The sequence below is a fragment of the Microbulbifer mixtoriginis (SeqCode) genome (genome assembly GCF_052467515.1).
In genome coordinates this window covers 3,577,400-3,597,160 of sequence record NZ_CP174314.1, presented here as the reverse complement: position 1 = coordinate 3,597,160, position 19,761 = coordinate 3,577,400, and the positions used below count along the sequence as shown (strand labels likewise).

At 33.5% G+C, this 19,761-nt stretch carries 9 protein-coding genes; all 9 read left to right on the top strand.

The annotated features are described in order from the left end of the window. Positions 1–52 precede the first annotated feature (52 nt). The gene (locus tag ACJJIT_RS15500) at positions 53–3,355 is read left to right on the top strand and encodes a glycosyltransferase (protein WP_444898965.1); all 3,303 of its coding nucleotides are present in this window, start codon (positions 53–55) and stop codon (positions 3,353–3,355) included. Between the two features lie 3 nt (positions 3,356–3,358). Then, positions 3,359–5,518, top strand: a complete 2,160-nt coding sequence (locus tag ACJJIT_RS15495; RefSeq protein WP_444898964.1) for a glycosyltransferase — start codon at positions 3,359–3,361, stop codon at positions 5,516–5,518. 9 nt (positions 5,519–5,527) lie between these two features. Continuing rightward, on the top strand, positions 5,528–7,243 hold the full coding sequence (locus tag ACJJIT_RS15490) for a heparinase II/III domain-containing protein (protein ID WP_444898963.1): 1,716 nt from the start codon (positions 5,528–5,530) through the stop codon (positions 7,241–7,243). Between the two features lie 27 nt (positions 7,244–7,270). Next, positions 7,271–8,047 (top strand): sulfotransferase, encoded by a 777-nt coding sequence (locus ACJJIT_RS15485; protein WP_444898962.1) that lies wholly within the window; start codon positions 7,271–7,273, stop codon positions 8,045–8,047. A gap of 114 nt (positions 8,048–8,161) precedes the next feature. After that, positions 8,162–8,857, top strand: a complete 696-nt coding sequence (locus ACJJIT_RS15480) for a CatB-related O-acetyltransferase (RefSeq protein ID WP_444898961.1) — start codon at positions 8,162–8,164, stop codon at positions 8,855–8,857. A gap of 158 nt (positions 8,858–9,015) precedes the next feature. Next, positions 9,016–9,879 carry a class I SAM-dependent methyltransferase gene (locus ACJJIT_RS15475; protein WP_444898960.1) on the top strand — a complete coding sequence of 288 codons (864 nt, stop codon included), beginning with the start codon at positions 9,016–9,018 and terminating at the stop codon, positions 9,877–9,879. Between the two features lie 710 nt (positions 9,880–10,589). Beyond that, a complete protein-coding gene (locus ACJJIT_RS15470; RefSeq protein ID WP_444898959.1) occupies positions 10,590–15,356 on the top strand; it encodes a hypothetical protein in 4,767 nt (1,588 codons plus the stop codon). Between the two features lie 841 nt (positions 15,357–16,197). After that, positions 16,198–17,139 (top strand): sulfotransferase domain-containing protein, encoded by a 942-nt coding sequence (locus tag ACJJIT_RS15465; RefSeq protein ID WP_444898958.1) that lies wholly within the window; start codon positions 16,198–16,200, stop codon positions 17,137–17,139. A 94-nt stretch (positions 17,140–17,233) separates the two neighbouring features. Next, complete coding sequence (locus tag ACJJIT_RS15460; protein WP_444898957.1) at positions 17,234–19,426, top strand: glycosyltransferase family 2 protein; 2,193 nt, start codon at positions 17,234–17,236, stop codon at positions 19,424–19,426. Positions 19,427–19,761 lie beyond the last annotated feature (335 nt).

Below are 19,761 nucleotides of genomic sequence, written 5' to 3'. Positions count from 1 at the left end.
ACAGCAAAGCGTTTGATCCCTCTAACTTTCAAACCGTTGGGCAGAACTCAATATGGATGTATTATTAAAACACGCTGAAGATCTTGCTAGTCGTCTTATAAAGGATGTGTATTTACCAATTCAAGGTCGTGTTGCCTATGTAGTCAGCCACGGACAAAGTTATGCTAGCAACGGTTATTCAATACGAACACAAGCGATAGCCAAAGCATTAAATATAAATGGATTAGAAACTCTTTGCTTTGTTCGCCCTGGTAGACCATGGGAGTTGGGGGTAAAAAAAGGCTCAATTAATCCAGAGGTTGCAATTAATGGAGTAAGATATATTCATAGCCGATGGAAAAATGACATACCTCCTAACAATGAACAAGCTTCACTTGAAGCAAGTGTAGCTTGTTATTTAGACCTTTTTAGCATTTATCGGCCAGAAATTATATTAGCAGCTTCAGATTATACGGTCGGCTTGCCAGCATGGATTGCCTCTAAATCACTGGAATTGCCTTTTTATAATGAGGTTAGAGGATTTTGGGAGCTTTCAAAAGCAGCCAGAGAACCTGGTTTTGAAAAAACTTTGGATTTTCAAATAGAAGCAGATCGTAATTCTTTTGTAAGTAGTAAAGCAATAAAAATCTTTACATTAAACCAAAGAATGAAAGCCGAGCTTACAAAACGTGGATTGGACAATAATAAAATATCTATTGTACCTAACTGTATAAGTGAGGTTCCAAAAGTTAGGCAAAGTATTTCTAATTTGAGGGCTAAGCTGAGAATAAATGATGATGACAAGGTTGTAGGGTATATTGGTAGTTTCTCTTCATATGAAGGAATAGATTTACTTATTGATGCTTGTAAAAAGTTAAGAATCCAAGAAGAGAAAATCAAATTACTACTTGTAGGAGATTATGAACCAGTAAATGAAACGATATCAACACCACAAAGAATTTCCAATGAATCTTGGTTTATTCAGGTAGGACGAGTACCACATGAATTGGTTGCTGATTATTATGCACTTATCGATACAGTTGTAATTCCACGTAAAAAATTAGCCGTATGTGAACTAGTTTCACCGATAAAGGTTGCAGAAGCCATTGCATTTGGGAAGCAGCTTGTAGTATCAGATGTAGTACCACTTAATGAAATTGTAGGGAAAAATAAAAATATTACTGTATTCGAATCCGGAAATATCAATAATTTAGTGAAATGCATTCATAATTCATTAAATGTTCCTGATTCAAATACGAATCAAATTCCATTATTAAAAGATTATATCTCAGAGTTAGTTTCGGAGTTAAAGACCAAAAACTTTCAGCCAAAATGTTTTAAGTCTTCACGAAATTACGAAGATAGAGAGGAGGAAGTAAAGCAGCTTGGAAAAAAAATAGAAACTTTAGAAGGAGCTTCTTCTAACATAAGTTTTCAGCTGGCCAATCAAGATCAACTACGAGCTGACTTTAATGAAAATCGATCTAATTCTTATTTAAAAAATGTTAAACCAATTACAAATAGGTTGAGTGAAAAATTTCCAAATGGACCATCAAATAAATATACTGAAAATAAAACTGAAAAACAAGAATTAATAAATGAAGCTCAGTATATTAAAGAAAAAACAATTAGACTAAAAGAAAATACAAGAGAAGATGTTGCTCAAATACAAATTCCTATACATGGATCAATACTAGAATTATCTTCGACGATTGTATATCATGTTAGTAATTCTCAAACTACGCGTAAAGCCGTAGTTCTCTTCCAATTTTTCGATCAATTTGAAAAGATCATTAAGCGTATTCCTGGGGTTGGAATTGCTGCTGCATTTGATCAACATTTTCGATATTTGAATAAAAATAATAACTCACTAGAGGATGATGTAAAAGAAATCTTCAAATTGAATCTTCCTGATGATGTCGCGAGTGTGGCAATATCCGTTGCAAGTCTTGGTTTGAAGTCAGGTGAACATATTGATATACGTATTCTTGGTAGATGCTATAACAAAGAAGCAGAAATGCTTCGTAAGAAAGAGTTCTTAAAGCGTCAGCCTATGCCTCCAGCAATTGTTCATGAACCTACTCATAAGCGTTTAATTAAAGATTTAGTTGTCGCATGTATTCTGGATGAATTTACTACAGAATGTTTAGAGCATGAGGTTATTTTAATAAAGATAACACAAGAAAATTGGGCTTATGAATTAGAAAAGAATCATCCTAATTTTCTTTTAGTTGAAAGCTGTTGGAAAGGAAACAACAATAATTGGGGAACCCTTAGTAAGGGTAGCGGAGCTGGAAAAAAGCTTAGTGGACTACTTACTTTCTGCAAAAAGAAAAATATTCCTACAATTTTTTGGAATAAAGAGGATCCACCTCACTATCAAAAATTCGGCCCTATTGCTAAGCTCTTTGATGTGGCAATTACTACAGATAGTAATATGATTCCTATTTATAAGAAGGATTATGGTATTGATGTGTATCCACTCTCTTTTGCTGCACAGCCGAAAATTCATAACCCACGAAGTATTCTCATAAGAAAACCTAAAACAGTATTTGCTGGGTCATACTATGAGGATAAACCTAAACGATGCTCCGATTTTAAATTTATATTTGATCAAATAGAAAACGCAGGCTTAGAATTTGATATTTTCGATCGAAATTTTGGAAAAAATATCAAAAAATTTATTTTCCCAGAAAAATATCAAGAAAACATTATTGGAAATTTAATACCTTCTGAAGTTTGGAAAGCTCACCAAGGTTATAAATATCAAGTAAATATTAATTCGGTTCAAGATTCGGAAACAATGTTTGCCCGTAGAGTTTATGAATCGCTAGCTTCAGGTACTCCAGTTATAAGCAATGATTCAGTTGGTGTTAGAAAATTATTTGGTGATATTGTTATCATGCCCAAGAATAACAAAACAATTACTAGTCAACTTGGGGAGTTAGAAAGGTCTCCAGATGAATACCGAAATCTTTCACGCTGTGGAGTTAGAAGAGTTATGAGATCTCACACTTATGGTCATCGTATCCAAGAATTATGTAATTTAATTGGTTTAGACGTGAAAATTTCATATCCAGATGCCACGTTGGCTTTGACAGCTAAAAATGAAAAAGAAATAGACCAGGCAAAAAAAATATTTAAAGAACAAACAGCTCAAAATAAAAAATTATTTATTCAACTAGAAAACTTTGAATCAGCTTATCATTACTTAAACCAGTCTTCTCATTCTATTACTTATGCTATGAATTTTGCAAAGAAGTTTTATCCTTCAGAAAATAGTTTTTACAACACTGAAAACGTATTAAAAGCTGACATGAAAGATAACATTATTCCGGAAGCCTTAGAGGACTTTATCTATTGGGGGCATCTTTAAAAAATGAAGAAGAAAATATTATTGATATCTTGGCATTTCCCTCCCTATAAGAGTTCATCAGCATTCAATTTATTTAAACGCTTAAAAGACACATGTTTTGAGTTTGATGTAATTCAGGCTTACCGAGATGAGATACCTGACAACGAGAGAATGTTTAATTACTCATTAAGTTGCTTTAATAGATACGAAGTAACGGTACCCTCGGAAGATGCACGAAATACTGAATCAAGAATGTACTTTGTAGAAAGAGTAATCGATTATTATAGAATCTTAAAAGATCATAACCATTATTCAGTATTACTCTCTCACTCACATGAGAATATTTCACATATGGCTGCAATGGCCATTAAAAACCTTAACCCTCAATTACGTTGGATAGCATCTTTCGGGGATCCAATAGCTGCAAATCCATATAACCATTCATACAAATTCCCCATGCTCAAAGAGGATATTCAACTAGAAGAGGAAGTCCTACAAAAAGCAGATCGCATTATTGTCACGAATCCATATCAGCAAAAAATAGTTTTAAGTTCACAAACTAAACCAATTAAAAAAAGTAAATTTTTTGTTCTTCCACATTGTTTTGATGAGCGAATGTATGAAAAGGAATTACAGAAAAAGAATAAAGCCGGTGAAAAGACAAGCATTTTTCGCTTCATGCATATCGGAATGCTTTATAAATTTAAGAGAACATCTGAACCATTTATGCTCGGAGCACAACGGTTACTACAGAAGCATCCTAATCTAAAAGGAAGAATTAAAATTGACTTCTATGGAGCCAATGACTCTTTTATTAAGGCTGCTGAGGAATATGACCTCAAAGAGGTCGTGAGTTTTAAAGGAACTGTTGATTATTTAAAAAGCCTTACTTTGATGACTAAGGCAGATTGCTTACTTTTACGCGATGCAGAATTTAGTGAGCAAGGTCTGGATTACAGTCCATTTTTTCCAGGAAAATTAGCTGATTACCTTGGTGCCAAAAGACCTGTATTGGCTGTTACTATGAAGAATGGTTATGTCCCAGATATACTTTCTAAGTTGGGAGGTGCGTCCCTCAGCGAAGATAATATTGAAGGGATTGCTGATGCAATGTATGGCATGATTAAAGGACGTTACATAATAGATAAGAATGAGGCAGAAAGTTATTCATGTAAACATAATGCCGAAAAAGCCAGAGAGACACTGACATTTAAGGATGATAAAAAAGTCATTTTGATAACTGGACATGATTTGAAATTTGCCAAATTTTTTATTAACGAGGTTAAAAAAAATACAAATTTCATTGTTTTAGTTGATAAATGGGAAAGTCATGAAAAGCATGATGAAGAAAAGAGCCTAGATCTTTTAAATCAGGCTGATGTAATCTTTTGTGAATGGGGACTAGGGAATTTAGTTTGGTATTCCAAAAACAAGAAAAAAGGACAAAAACTTATTACACGTGTCCACGCTCAAGAGTTAAAAACTGAACATCTTAAAAGATGTAATCATGAAAATATAGATTTTTATATTTTCGTGTCACCCTATTATTATGAGCTGATGGTAGAAAAATATTCTCTTGCTAGAAATAAATGCAGAATGATCTTTAATATGATTGACAGGGAGTTTCTTGACAAGCCGAAATTGTCTGGTTCAGAATTTAATTTGGGTATGATAGGGGATGTACCTCAATCTAAACGACTAGATCGAGCTTTAGATATTTTTGAGGATCTATACCAAAACGATAATAGATATAAACTTTTTATAAAAGGAAAAAGGCCAGAAGAATATCCATGGATGCACTCTAAAGCAAAAAAAAATGAATTATTTTTTTACAAGCAACTATATAAAAGAATTGAAACAAATAACTGGATGAATAATGTCATCTTCGAAGGATTTGGGCCAATTGATGAATGGCTTCGAAAAATTGGCTGGATTCTATCTGTAAGCGATAATGAAAGTTTTCACTTGTCGGTTGCTGAGGGTATGGCCTCTGGCTCAACACCGATTCTGTTAAATTGGCCTGGGAGTGAATACATATATAATAGCAATTATATTTTCAATACAATTAGCACCGCTTGTAATTATATAAAGAAAAATAAAAGCCATGATTCAAACCTTCAGAAAAATTATACAAGAAAATTTTGCCATAAATTAAACTCTGATAGGCTAATTTCACTATTTTGAGGTTTTGAAATGAATTTTAATTTTTATAATTCAGAAAAAATAATTAGATTGACCCCAATAACAAAAGACACTGTTCAGGTTGCGGATTCAATAATTAGAAATAATATTAAAGTATTCCCCACTTTGCCAAATATCTCTGTAACTAGTTTAAATGATTTATGGTGGAGGCGATTTACATCAGCTCAAAGTACCTATTCTCTCTATATATACGCATTTTATCCAATTTCATATTTGCTTAATGCGTATGAGATTACACAGAACGAGATATACCTAAATAATGCGCTTGAATTATTTGATGGATTTTATCAATGGGAAGCACAAGGTTTTAAAAAAATAAATAAAAAAATGAGAAAAATTTTGCATGGAGATCATGCATTTTCAAATAGAACACAATCTCTATGTTATTTATTAGTATGCATGCGACATGCAGGTAAAAAAATTCCCGATAAGCTTATTGAATATCTTATTAAAAATGGAGATTACTTATCTGATATTAAAAACTATAGCCATTACAATCACGGACTGATGATGGATCTTTCATTATTAGGCCTTATTAATACTCTTGATGGTGAACACATAAATTACCCAGCAAGCTATAAGCTAAATTTAATTGCTCGCCTGAACCATTCTATCTCTAGAGATATAACCTCTGATGGTGTCCATGTTGAAAATAGCCCTGGCTATCATTTCTGGCTATTAAGTTTCTTAGAGAAAGTTATTGACCCTTTAGCTTACATAGATACAGATTTATATAAACTAGCCTCTTGTGTCTTAGAAAAAGCTTCGGCATATGCAATGCTCATTGCAAGACCTGATGGTTCAGTCCCTGCCATCGGGGATACTCATGCTGGTGTTAAATATAAAACATCACAAGGACTTTCGAGTAAGTATCTGAAAGATGCAAATAAAGTGATATTTAGAGATCCGGATGATATTGTTTGGGCCTACTTTTGCTCTGGTTATAAAACTCATGTCCATAAACATGGTGATAATGGGGCCTTTAATCTCTTTTATAAAGGTCAGGATGTTTTTATTGATCCAGGATTTCTAAATTATGAAAAAACAGATAGCTCAATAGAAATAAAAAAAACATCTTTTCACAATACAGTATGCCCTAAAGGTGAAAATCAAGAAATAATTGAGATCAATCTCTCCCAAGAAAATCAAAACTATCAGAGCAATATTGGCCGATCAAAAATAATTGGATATCGTAATCTAAATGAAGTCGAAATAGCACTAGCAAAAATATCAGACTACCAGTCATGCACAATTGACAGATTGATTATTTGGGTGAAACCTAATATATTTTTAATTTATGATACATTGGATGGAGTGCATCAAAGCATGGAGCAGTTTTTTCATGTAGGGTCTTGCTTTAAGGCGTCTATAGATGGGGTTCACGCTAATTTAATTGACATAAACGGTGTCAGAGTCTGTCGAATAGAACAATTTCAGTTTAATGAACCAGATAATATCCCAGAGCAAAGAACAACTGGCTCTATTCAACCAGGATTTTACGCAAAAAATTTTAACATAAAACATCCAAGCCAACGTATTGTATTCGAAACTAAAAGTGATTATTTTTTAACACTTGTTCAATTAGGCGAAAAAGACGAATTAGATATTACCATTGAATCTAGATCCTCTTCAAAAATTTACTTACAAAAATCTGAAAAAATTATTGAGCTTGATTTAAATTATTATATTTCACTTATTAACTCTTAATTTGCATGACTCTCAAGGAGTTGCGTAATGTTAAATTCTCCGCCTGTAATTATTTTTGGTAATCCTAGAAGCGGTACACGAATGTGTGCAACAGTGCTTAATGTACATCCCGACATTTGTATAACAGATGAATTTTACAATGTAGAGATGTTGTTAAATCTTGCTAATCGACAGATTTCTTCTTTCCTAAGCAAGCGTGTCGATGAAGATTCAATTCCTTTGCGGAAAGAATTGCTAGTTAAAAATTATTGGACTCTTCGTTGTACATTTGACCAAATAGAAAAATCACATAAGGCAGTAATTATTGGAAATAAGACGCCTAGAGCTGAAAAACATTATCAAACCTATGAAGAAATATTTTCTATAAATAAGCCAATCTATATTTACTGCGCAAGAAATGCCTATGATGTTTTAAGAAGTATAAAGAATTTAAAAAACATACAATGGAATAAATTGCCATTTAAAGATCTCTTTGAAAACTACAAGAATAGCTATCGAATTTATACAGAAATAAAGGAGAAGTATCCAGATAGAATAATTTTCATAAATGTTGACAAGCTCGACAAATTACAACCATTTGAAGTTTATCGCCCAATCTTCGATATTCTTAATCTCAAATATAATGCGGATTTTATCGAATGCATTAATAGAATTTCTCCTCAAAACACACTTGAAAAAGTAAAAAAAGTTACTAAAGACTCATCTCCGGTGGAACAGCTTACAGTTGATGAGGAGGAGTTTATTTCGAATTGTCATGAGTATAAAAAAATAGAAGATCAATTTCTTGAATCAGAAAATTCTTGATATTTATTATGGATATTAATTGTCAATGATGTTTACTCTTTTAGATTTATGATATACTATTTAATTAAACTCGATATTTAATTCATATTATATTCTATAGTGAGGGTTAGATTTATGCATGCAATTAACTCTTTACTGTTTGATAAATTAGCCCTTTTTTTATCGGAACTACCGAACATACCTGAAAATTATTCAACATATATTGATAGCTTAGATTGTGAATATATAAATATAAAAAGCCCAAAGGCGCTAAAGAATGCTTTCTTTGAAGAATCTGTGAGGCTTAACGCTTCAGTATTAACAGGTCAATTTAGGTCATTTATCGGTGCACATTCTTACATAGGCGAGGGTGGATACTTAAAACAATGCTTTATAGGAAGATATTGCTCTATTGGTAGGCGTGTAACCATTGGCGCAGGATCTCACTCCATGAAAAATTTAACAACCTATCCGGGGTTATCAAAAAAAACACCAACAAGTCCAGTAATTTTAGAAAATGATATATGGGTAGGTGATGGAGCTATAATTTTACCTGGGATAAGGATTGGTACAGGTGCGGTCATTGGAGCAAATGCTGTTGTTACTAAAGATGTTAGTAATTTCAGCGTAGTTGCTGGTTCACCAGCAAGACATATAAAATACAGGATCGATTCATCTCTATTTTCATCAGTTTTGGATAGTCTTTGGTGGGAATATTCTAAAGATATTTTATTAGAAACAAAGGATTTGGAACTACAAGATCGCTTGATGGTCTTAAATGCCTTAAATAAAAATAATTTCAAAAACTATGACACCTATCATATTTCATAAAACGCTCTTTCTATTTGGTTTAATCTTTATGATCTTTTAAAAAATGTGTTATAATTGATTTTCTTCAAATGGATTTTCTGTTTACTATTGTAATAACTTTTGAATATTGATATTTCTTGATTTATAAGTAATTCTAAAAAATAACTTCACAGTTGAGAATGAAATTGGATGATCTTGATACCATATTAAAAAGTATTGAAGAGAAAATTATTCAATCAGGAAAAGACAATGCTAGTAAGCTTACACGAGACTTAATAACTGTTCAGAATCGTGTTTACGCTCAGCTTGAAAGCCTTAGCTGGCTTCAGAAACGCCTGTCAATTAAGGGGCAGTTACCACCATTACGTGGATGGGCTGCATCTCCCGACGTTTTGCTTCTATTACATACACATATTATGTCTACTCGTCCAGCTATAGTTGTTGAGTTGGGCAGCGGTGCTTCTACACTGGTCATTGCTGATGCTTTACGCCAAAATGGAGTGGGTAAGTTAATTTCTATTGAGCATAGCGATAATTATGGAGCTCAAACATTATCTACACTCGAGGTTGAGTATTTACAATCTTGGGTTGATCTAAGAGTTGGTGATTTAGAACTTTGGAGCGGTAAACATTTAAACTCTGACGATTCCAATAGTCCTTGCCACTGGTATCCTTTGTCTCTATTTGATGGAATTGATAATATTGATCTGCTTTGGATAGATGGACCACCGGGAGCTACTTGTCCATATAGTCGGTACCCAGCGCTACCTGCTCTTTTCAATAAGTTGACCAGCAGGGCTGAAGTTTGGATGGATGATACTATTCGTAAAGAAGAGAAGACCATATGCGAGCGCTGGGTAAAAGACCATAACTTTAGTTTGGAATACCTAACTTTAGAAAAGGGATTGGGTCGCATGAAGAATTTAAATAATATAGAAGATTCTATAAGTTCACAATTTCTGAAGAATTTCACAAAAAATGATCCTAAGTACCTAAAATCTCTCGAAAGAAATATGTCTTTTTTTAAACAATCAAACCTTTGATTGATGTTTATTTAAATATAACACTCATAATGAATATCTTTTAGTGGAACGAATTAGAATTTTTTATCCATAGAAACCGAGTGTAATTGGTGGCGGGAGTTCAGTTAGTGACTTTAAGAATCTAGAAAGAGATACGGAAGAGTCACTATTAGCTGAGCAAGTTTTAACAATAGTATATTTTCAGTCTGACGAAACATGATAAGTTTACAGAGCGATTACAAGATTTTTCTTTGAAATATCACGACGGTGAGTCGAGAGTCCCGATCCAATGCAGAGTTTTGAGGATATACCACTGGCCAGGCACATTACTTGTGTACTTTCATTCCGGCATATGTATAAGACACAAGGGGTGACTAATGGGGTGTCATTACAAATTGTTAAACTAACCCTTAAATAAGTACACAACAAACTCGGAGTTATTGGGGGCTTAAGTATTTCATCATAACAAGTTTCTAATATTTAAAAAATATTAATATTAGTTAGCTAAGATCAAAATGATTCCTCCTAGATTAATAAAAATATATTTTATAGGGCATCTTAATAAATTTAGTTAAATAATTTAACCTATCCCTAATACAAGCTTCACATCTTTTTCAAAAGAAAATACAAGTTATTTTGTTATTAGATTTTCGGGATAATTGTTACAAAGAATAACTAAGCTATACTTATTAGTAATTGCAAGGGATACAAGTCTAAAAAGGAACTTAGAAATGCAATCTGAATTAGCTATAAAACCAGCGATCAATACTCTAGCTCAAAGTTCCATGTTTTGGAAGCCAGATTATCTTAAGACTTCTTATTGGCTTGAGCATGTCCCTTTTTTGTTCTGGTTAACAGAGGCACATCAACCAAAAGTTTCGGTTTCCTTAGGAATGGAGTCTGGGGTAGCACACTTTGCACTTTGTCAGTCTATACAACAACTAAGGTTAGATAGCTGTTGTTATGTTATTTGTAATGAACAAATAAATGAAAGCTCATCCTTACGAAATCAGACACGAAACTACAATGATAAGCATTATGATAGTTTCTCTTTTTTCCTTGACAGCCCCTTAATGAGAGCCGTAAATCAATTTGATGATTCCAGTATTGATTTAATTTTGGTAAATCCTGATGTCGATGAGGATTTAGAAAGCTTGCTTTCATGCTGGTATTCTAAGATGTCCCCTCATGGTATTTTGCTGGTACCAGGTATATCAAAACGCGTTAAAAGTAATACTACATTTAGTACATTTAATAATCTTGCTCAAGATAAACCATTTTTTATATTCCAACATGGAGAGGGATTAGGTGTTGTTTCATTAGGAAGTAAGTTGAGTCCATTGTTAGTAAAACTTTTTGAGCGGAGTGAATCCAATTCAGCAATAAAGATTGTTCGAGATGTATTTGCTCGTTTGGGAAAGACTTGTAAAGACTCTTTATTTGCTGGTGAATACCAGCAGAAGGCTGAGGCTCTGCTGGCACGTCTTAATGAGAACGAAGGGAAACTTCAGAAATTAGGCGATAACTATGACAAAACTAGAGATCTATTAGAATCCAAGCGAAATGAATTAATTACTTTTAATCAACGTTTTGAGCAGTCTTTAGAGCGACATGCCCAAGAAAGGGGTCAATTAGCTGAACGGGTTAGTATCCTGCAGGAGTTCCGTGATGAATTAAAGTCTGAAATAATTCAGCTACGCCAACGGTTGGAAAACCAGTACCTCCAGATGGATGAGCGTAATCAACAGCTACTTCAGTTGCAAGCAGCAAGTGGGGAATATAGATGTGAACTTTCAAAGTACCAATTAAAATCTGAATCAATCGCGGAAGAATTGCTTAGGACACAGAATAGCCTACAGGACCTTCAACAAAAGTATGAGCAACAACGAGATAAGGGGAGCACACTCAACTCTTGCATAGAGGCCTTAAATGAGCAGCTATCCACAAGAAATGAGCAGGTGGATAAATTACAAGTAGAGCTGTCAAAAAATATCAAGGAAAGACAGTCTCAAAATAAAACTTCAGTATCACAAGGTGAGAAGATTAAGTCGCTAGAATCTGAACTAGCAATTGAGCGACAATCCCGCAGAAAACATGGTAAAGAACTCTCATCTTTGACAGATCAATTGGATAACGTAAATAGAACACTTAATAACAAAGAGGAGGCTCTAGATGCTCAGCGTGCATTAAATGAAAGCTTAAAATCTGTATTGGTAGAAAAGGAAGACCAGCGACAAAAAGAAAAAATTCGGTCTGAGGAATTTGAAAAAAGTTACTTGGAACTCTCGAAAAAATCTGAAGACATAATTAAGGATAAGTTAGCACTTGAAAGAGAGTTAAATGAAATTGAGAAGAAGCAAAATGATTATTCTCAGATTCGCAATCAAGCTGAGAAGATGCAGATTGAGCTTGAACAAATAACGCGCAATTTTAAATCTGTTACTTCAGAAAAGAATAGCCTCGAAAAGGATATCCATGAATTACAGGAAAAACAATTACTGTGGAGCCAGGCTCAAATTTACGTAGAAAAATTAAAAAGTGAAATTAAGGAAAAAGAAATTAAATATCAAAGTGTTATCTTTAAGAAAGATGAACTTGAAAATATAATCATAGATTTTCAGATAGAGCAAAAGAATTGGAAGTCTTCACAAAAGCGGACCAAGCAACTTGAGAAAGATTGCTTAGATTTAAGAGCCGAAAATGAGAAAGTACTTTCTGCAAAATATAAATTAGAAGAGAAAATACAACTCTTTGATGAGGAACACTCACTTAGAAAAAAATATCAGGCCCAAGTAAAATCCTTGGAGAAAGTACAGGCTGATCTTGTAAGTAAGCAAGAGAAAAATGAACGTGAGAAAATCAATCTTAAAGAACAAGTTAATTTGCTTTGTAAAGAACAAGAAAGATCGCAAATTTCTCAAGAAAAACTTGAATTAATAAACGAAGCTTTTAAGGAGTCTGAGAATAAATATAAAATAATTAGTGCAGAAAAGGAGCAGCTTCAAAATCAACTACAAAGAATCAGTGTACAACGACAGGAGGAGGTAAAACATGCAGAACAGCTGCATAAAAGTATTTCTATTTTACAAAGTAAACTTGATGATGGAGAAGAAGTTAAGAAAAAATTAAAAAATAGAGTGCAAACTTTAAGAGAGAAGCATCATGAGTTACGTGAAATGGAAGTTCTTGCTAAGAAAATGGGAAAAGAGCTTGAGAAAGTTAGCCGTAAGCATGAATCTTCTATTTCAGCTAGGAATAAACTAGAGAATGATTTGAAGACTCTTAATCTTGAAAAAAAACAGTGGGAGTATGCTAAAACTAAAATTGAAAATCTTGAGAAAAAAATTAAGGAATTAATTTGTAAATCTGAGACGGATTCTATAGAGAAAAGAAAACTTAGAGATCAAATAAAGGAGCTTAAAGCTGAGCAAGATAAATGGGCAGAAGTCAAGAGTCATGCGGATAAATTAGAGATAGATTATAAGAAATATCAACTTAAAGCTGAAAAAGATTTATTAGAGACAGCAGATCTAAAAAGCCAAGTAAAAACTCTTAATGTCGAAATTCAGGAATTGCAGCCTTTTAAGATTAGAGCTGTACAACTAGAGAGTGACCTTACTAATTTGTCTCAAAAATATGAACTTTCAAAAAAAGAACATAATAAACTTTCAGTTCAGGCACATGAATATCATATAAAACAGCAACAATGGGAAAAAGACCGAACCATTTTATCTGATTTAAAAAATCAACTTGGTGAAAATACTAAAAAAATTAAATATTTGACAGTTGAGAAGGAAAAGCTTACTTCGGAGTTAGAAAAGTTTAAGACTCAGAAGGGTATTTGGGAAAAATCAAAACAAAGTATAGAAAAATTAGAGAAGGATCTTTTAGCGTCTCATAGTAAGTATGATTCCATTTACACCGAAAAAGTCAAGCTTGAAAAGCATGTTCAGAGTTTTGAGAAAATCAACCTTGAATTGGAAAAAACTAGGAAATATGTCGAAACACTCGAGCAAAGAATATTCGATTTAGATAATAAATTACAACAATTGACTGTTGAAGAGGGCGAGCTTGATCAGTGGATACAAGCTCTAGAGATTGAAGAAAAAGAGAAGAATCAATCACAACGGTTGGCAGATAATCTCAAACAAAATATTAGTATGCTTGAGCAAAAATATGAAAATGCTACAAAACAAAATCATGACCTCACTCAACGTTTGAAGTCTTTAGAAATTAAAAACAAAAGTTTAAATGAGATGCGAGATATTAAATTTAAACTTGAGAAGGATCTTGCAGAACATAAAAAAAGATATGAAAAATTATGGGTTGAAAAAGATGATCTAGAAAAAAGAAAAAACACCTTAAATGATAGCTTACAGAAAGAGCAAGAAAATTCAGAGCACATAAAGAGCGAATTTTCTGAACTTAAATCAAGTTATTCAGGCGTTGTAAATAAAAATAAAAACCTAGAAGTTGAATTAAAATCTTTAGAAAAGGAATTTGATGAAAAAAATAAATCTTTGAATGATCGCAATCTTGAGCTGGAGAAGCTTGTTAGTGATCTTAAAAATCTTAAAAAACAGAAAGATGAAGCGGATGTTTTATACGAGAAAAAGTACCATAACTATCTGAAAAGTATCAATAATCTTGAGCTAACCATTAAAAACTTGGAACATCAGCTCGAGGAGCGAAGTATAATACTTGATGAACAAAAGAAAACTGAGAAAAATCGTGATGTAGTAATTGATAATCTGAGAAAAGATCTATCAAATTGCAATAAAGAGTGGGATGAACAAAATAAGAATCTTAAAGGCTCACTTAAATCCACGGAACAAAAGCTTAGATTAATAGAGCTAAGTAAGGCGGGGCTTGAGGAGTCGCTGTCTGAACTTGATTCTCGCTGTAAGAGTATTGAGCAGAAGAGAATTATTGTTGTAAAAGAACGTGATAAACTTCTTCAAGAAAAACAACAATTACAACTGCGTATACAATCATTAAAATCCGACCTTTCTGGAGCAACAAGCTCGGTTGAAGAACGATTTAAAGAATTAGCATTGCTGACTAAATTATTGGAAGAGAAGGAGATGGTAATTACAGATCTACGATTGTCTATAGAAGAGAAGAGTAAAAAAATTGCTACACCAGAGAATCGCGCTAACAATAAAAAAGGACTTCTTGTTAATATGCCTTTTGCAAGGAAGGCAAAAGAATTACGTAAACAAAAAAAGGAACTAGAACAAATTTGTCACTCGGATTTATTTAATGCGGAATGGTACCTAACAACCTATCCAGACGTTACTGAGGATAAATTTTTAGGCAATAATCCTGCTTTACACTATCTGAAACTTGGCGCTTTTGAAGGTCGTAACCCAGGCCCTAATTTTGATAGTCAATGGTACCTTGATAGTAATCCTGATGTAAAAGATAGTGGATTTAATCCATTGATTCATTATATATCGATGGGTAAGGAGGAAGGTAGAGAGCCATTACCTTGCTGAGTTTATCAATATAAAAATTTATTCTGCATAGCTTTACAGTTAAGTTTTATAGTAAAAATTTTCACAAAAGATTATGGTGGATTTTACTTAACTTTAGTTTTATTGCTATATTAATATCAATGTAATTATTGCAATAATCCGTTTTTTTCTCTCTGATTTATGTTCTTTGTTTTTTAAGGAGGCTAAATTTTTAAGATATCACCAATTATTTATATGTATAATTCTGAGCGGACAAGGGTAAGGTTTGATGTACCCCGTTTAAGCGGATCTCATATAACTTTTACTCCTTGATTATTTTCTTACAAGTTTATTTTTACTTATTTGTTTTTTTAAATATGACGGATAAACCTGATATTACGTTAATATATCTGAATTAATCACTTAATTTTCGATTTATAACTACTTGAAGTAATTGAATTGGATGTTCTAAAAGCAAAAAATCTTTTCAATTTTTATCTAGGATCACAGTCTGTCGGCGATTGTTTAAAGTACTTCCATTTATAAACTAAGGCTGGTAGTTTACTTCAATTTAGGATGTTAAAGGAATGGAATTTAACTGGAATTATACTGTGAAATTCAAATTTAATTGGATTTCATGTTTACATATGTTCAGAAAGAGTAGTGTAAGTATGTGTAAAGCTAATATGAAATTAACAAGAGTGGAAACCCTTTTTTGAGACAATCACTAAAAATTTAACTTTCCAACAACTACAGCAATATAAATATATTTTTGGTTATCTTTATTCTTGAGCTTGGAAAATAAAGAATATATTTTCTGGCATGTGTGAAATATACTTTGCAGTAATAATATTTTTGTTTTTTACAAAAGTGAATATTTTTAATGCGGATTTTAATTTATGGGTTGAGTAAATCTGGGACTACTTTTCTCCATACGATGGTGAAGAAATCTATGGAAAATATACTTCATGGGAGCTCCCAGGAAGTTTTTGAGCCATATGATATCTATGAAACTAATGGATCTCTACTGTATTCTAAAGATGGAGTAAATTGCCATGTGGAATCAAATGATAATGAGATTGTTAAAGCCTTACTTGATTCTGGAGTATCGCCCACAAAGATATTACGCTATCAGGACTATTTCGATAAAAAAATTTTTATTGTTAGGGATCCTCGTGATAGATTCATAAGTCAGACTTTATATAGGTGGCACCGGGCACATAACCCAGATAAGAATAAATTTGAAAGGACTCTCAGATTAGTCAGGCATAAAGAGTTATATCCAAAAGATATACCTACATTTTTTTTGTTTAACCAGAGTCACAAATCTTATTCAAGATTTGCAAAAAAAATTACAGATCTACACCTAAAAGTTGAAAAATTCCTCACTGCAGTTAATAAGGACTGGCTTATTTTGAAATATGAGGATTTAATTGATAGAAATTTGGGGCAGTTAGAAGAATATCTTACCTTTCCTGTTGAGAATAATATCTCCGTTGATAAAAATCACAAAGGAGTTATCAGAAGTAAGTCCTATGGAAATTGGAGGGAATGGTATTCGGAAGAAGATGTAACCTTTTTAAAGCCTATTTTCAAGAGATATATGTGCTACTTGAAATATGATTTCTCTGATTGGAAGTTAAAATATCCAAATTCACTTCCTAAATCCCATGGATCTGAATATATGGTCCATATTTTCTCTGGTGGGAATGTTGAGCTAGAGGCTTATTTTAATAGTCAAGAAGCTGCAATAACACAATATAGTATTACTAGAGACTTCAAGTCTCTTTTTTTTAGGTTATTTGGTTCATCTAAGTTTAAATAAATTAAATTTATCGTTCAGGAGTATAGTTTTTTTTCTAGGATCACAGTACTTTAACAAATGATATGAAAATATTGAAGAGTTATTTAATGTTTTTATGAAAACTGAAATTTCAAAAATTACTATCCCTCATTTCACTAGATACGATTTACGTCCACTTTTAATTCCGCTTCAGGGATTGGAAGTTAAGAATGAGATCCATGGTAACGTAGTAGGAAGATCAACATCCAATCAGCCAAATTTTAGCGTTGACAACAAATATATGTCACGTGGATGGTATATGGTCGAGGTTTTAATTGAGTCTAATCTAAGCTATTTAAATGCGATTTTCACCCTACGGCAGAATGGCAGGAATAAATCTCAGAAGCTTCACCTACCTGTTCGTAATGGACGTATATCCAAGCGTTTGCTTTGGTTTGCTAGGGGAGGAGAAGAATTACAGTTTTCACCCGCTCAAACTGAGTGTAAATTTACTATTCGTCAATTAACCCTTGTTCGAGTATCGTTTTTTTTTGCTCGTGATCGAATGCGCTCACGACTCAAGCGTCGCCAATTACAAGTACCATTCAGGCTCACAAACCGTTGGGCTTGCTACGACGCCACATTTAGACCAGCTGGGGTACGTGTATCTTATAGAGATTGGGTGAATAAAATAGAACCAACATTTTGGCCCGATCCGCTTGATTCCTCGGATAAAATCAAATTTCTATTGTTAATGCCCATTGATATAAATGATCCCCTGAAGTCTATTCGAAGTACTATCGATTCAATTCTTGATCAAGATTATAAATCTTGGCAACTTTTTATTTTACCTTCAGATGAAATTAAAATAGACACTTTTATCGCGCTTGATAAAATTGTTATTGGAAATAATAAAATTAAATGGTTTGATAAATCTATATCTGTAAATCTTATCTCTTTTGATGCTTACCAACTTTTATGTCCTCCGCGTGCATCACTTGCCTCCAAAGCACTCACTTGTCTACAGCATGTCTTACAGAGCAAGCCGCATGCAAAACTAATCTATGCGGATGAGGATTTTCTTAATGAAGCTGGGAAAAGATGCTTGCCTGATTTCAAGCCTGCTTGGAATCCAGATCTATTCTTCTCAAGGAATTATATTGGTGAATTTGTTCTTTTTGCTCCTGGTTTAGTAAATATTTATGAAATTCATAGTCTATTTTCTGAAGATGCATGGGATTACTCGTTATTCCTCCAGGCTTTACGGAAGCTAAAGGAGCCGCAACGGGAAATTATCCATATCCCTAGAGTCCTTTTTCACAGGCAGAAATCCTTTTATAATACAAGATATTTACAAAAGAGTGAGCATATTTTAAAGACGTATCTAAATGATGTAGGATGCAGAAATGTTGAAGTAAAGGCTGTGACAAACCATAAGGTTCTTAAGCTTCGTTGGCCCCTTCAAAAAGAAGAACCCCTGGTTTCTCTTTTGATACCCACACGAGATATGTTATCGATACTTCGTCAATGTATCGAAAGTATTGTAAATCATACTACCTATAGGAACTATGAAATACTGGTTCTTGACAACCAAAGTGTTGATCCGAAAACACTAAAATATTTGTCTGCGTTGAAAGTATACCCCAATGTTAGAGTGCTCAGGTACGATGCACCCTTTAATTACTCGGCAATCAACAACTTTGGTGTCCAACATGTTCGTGGTGATTTTATTGGCCTGATAAACAATGATATCGAAGTGATTTCTCCTGACTGGCTGGATGAAATGGTTTCACATGCCTTAAGGCCAGAAATAGGTTGTGTTGGTGCCAAATTGTATTATGGTGATGGTCGTATACAACACGCTGGCGTCGTTGTTGGTCTGGGGCGATTAGCAGGTCATCCTCATAAATTTTATCATCGCAATGAAGAAGGGTACATGAATCGTCTGATGTGTACACAAAATTTCTCTGCGGTTACAGCTGCTTGCTTAGTGGTGCGAAAGAGTATTTATGAAGCTGTTGGGGGGTTAGACGAACAACATTTTGAGGTGGCCTTCAATGATGTTGATTTCTGTTTGAAGGTTAAGGAAGCTGGTTATCGCAATTTATGGACACCTTGGGCAGAAATGTATCACCATGAATCTATTAGTCGTGGTATTGATAATACGCCAGAAAAGCGGGCTAGGTTTGATCGCGAAGCAATGTGTTTAAAAACCAGGTGGTCAACACACGAGGGAAAGGATCCCTACTACAGCCCATTCTTAACTCATACCAGGGAAGACTTTTCTTTAGGTCTAAATGAAAAAACAAAGGCTCCTTTGTGGCGCTGAATGATTGTGTCAGTCGATAAAAAGCTTATTTTGAGGGCATTGGCAGACTTATCAAAGCTCCACAGATGACTCCGACTATATTACTAGAGTACTTACTACTTACTATAAGTGGAATGTGCTGTAGTGTGAGTGTATGCGATATAATGTTAAAAAGTTGCGTGCTGAGGGGCGTTTGTGAATTTCTGGGGTGTGCCCAAGAATTTAATTTTAGCCCATGACTTTTCCTATTATTGCTTCTTAGTAGATAATATTTGGCCTACGCACCGTAAATAGTATTGGTTCTTCAAAATATGCCTCTTTAAAACGTAGCCATTTGTTTTGTCGTGATTCCATAA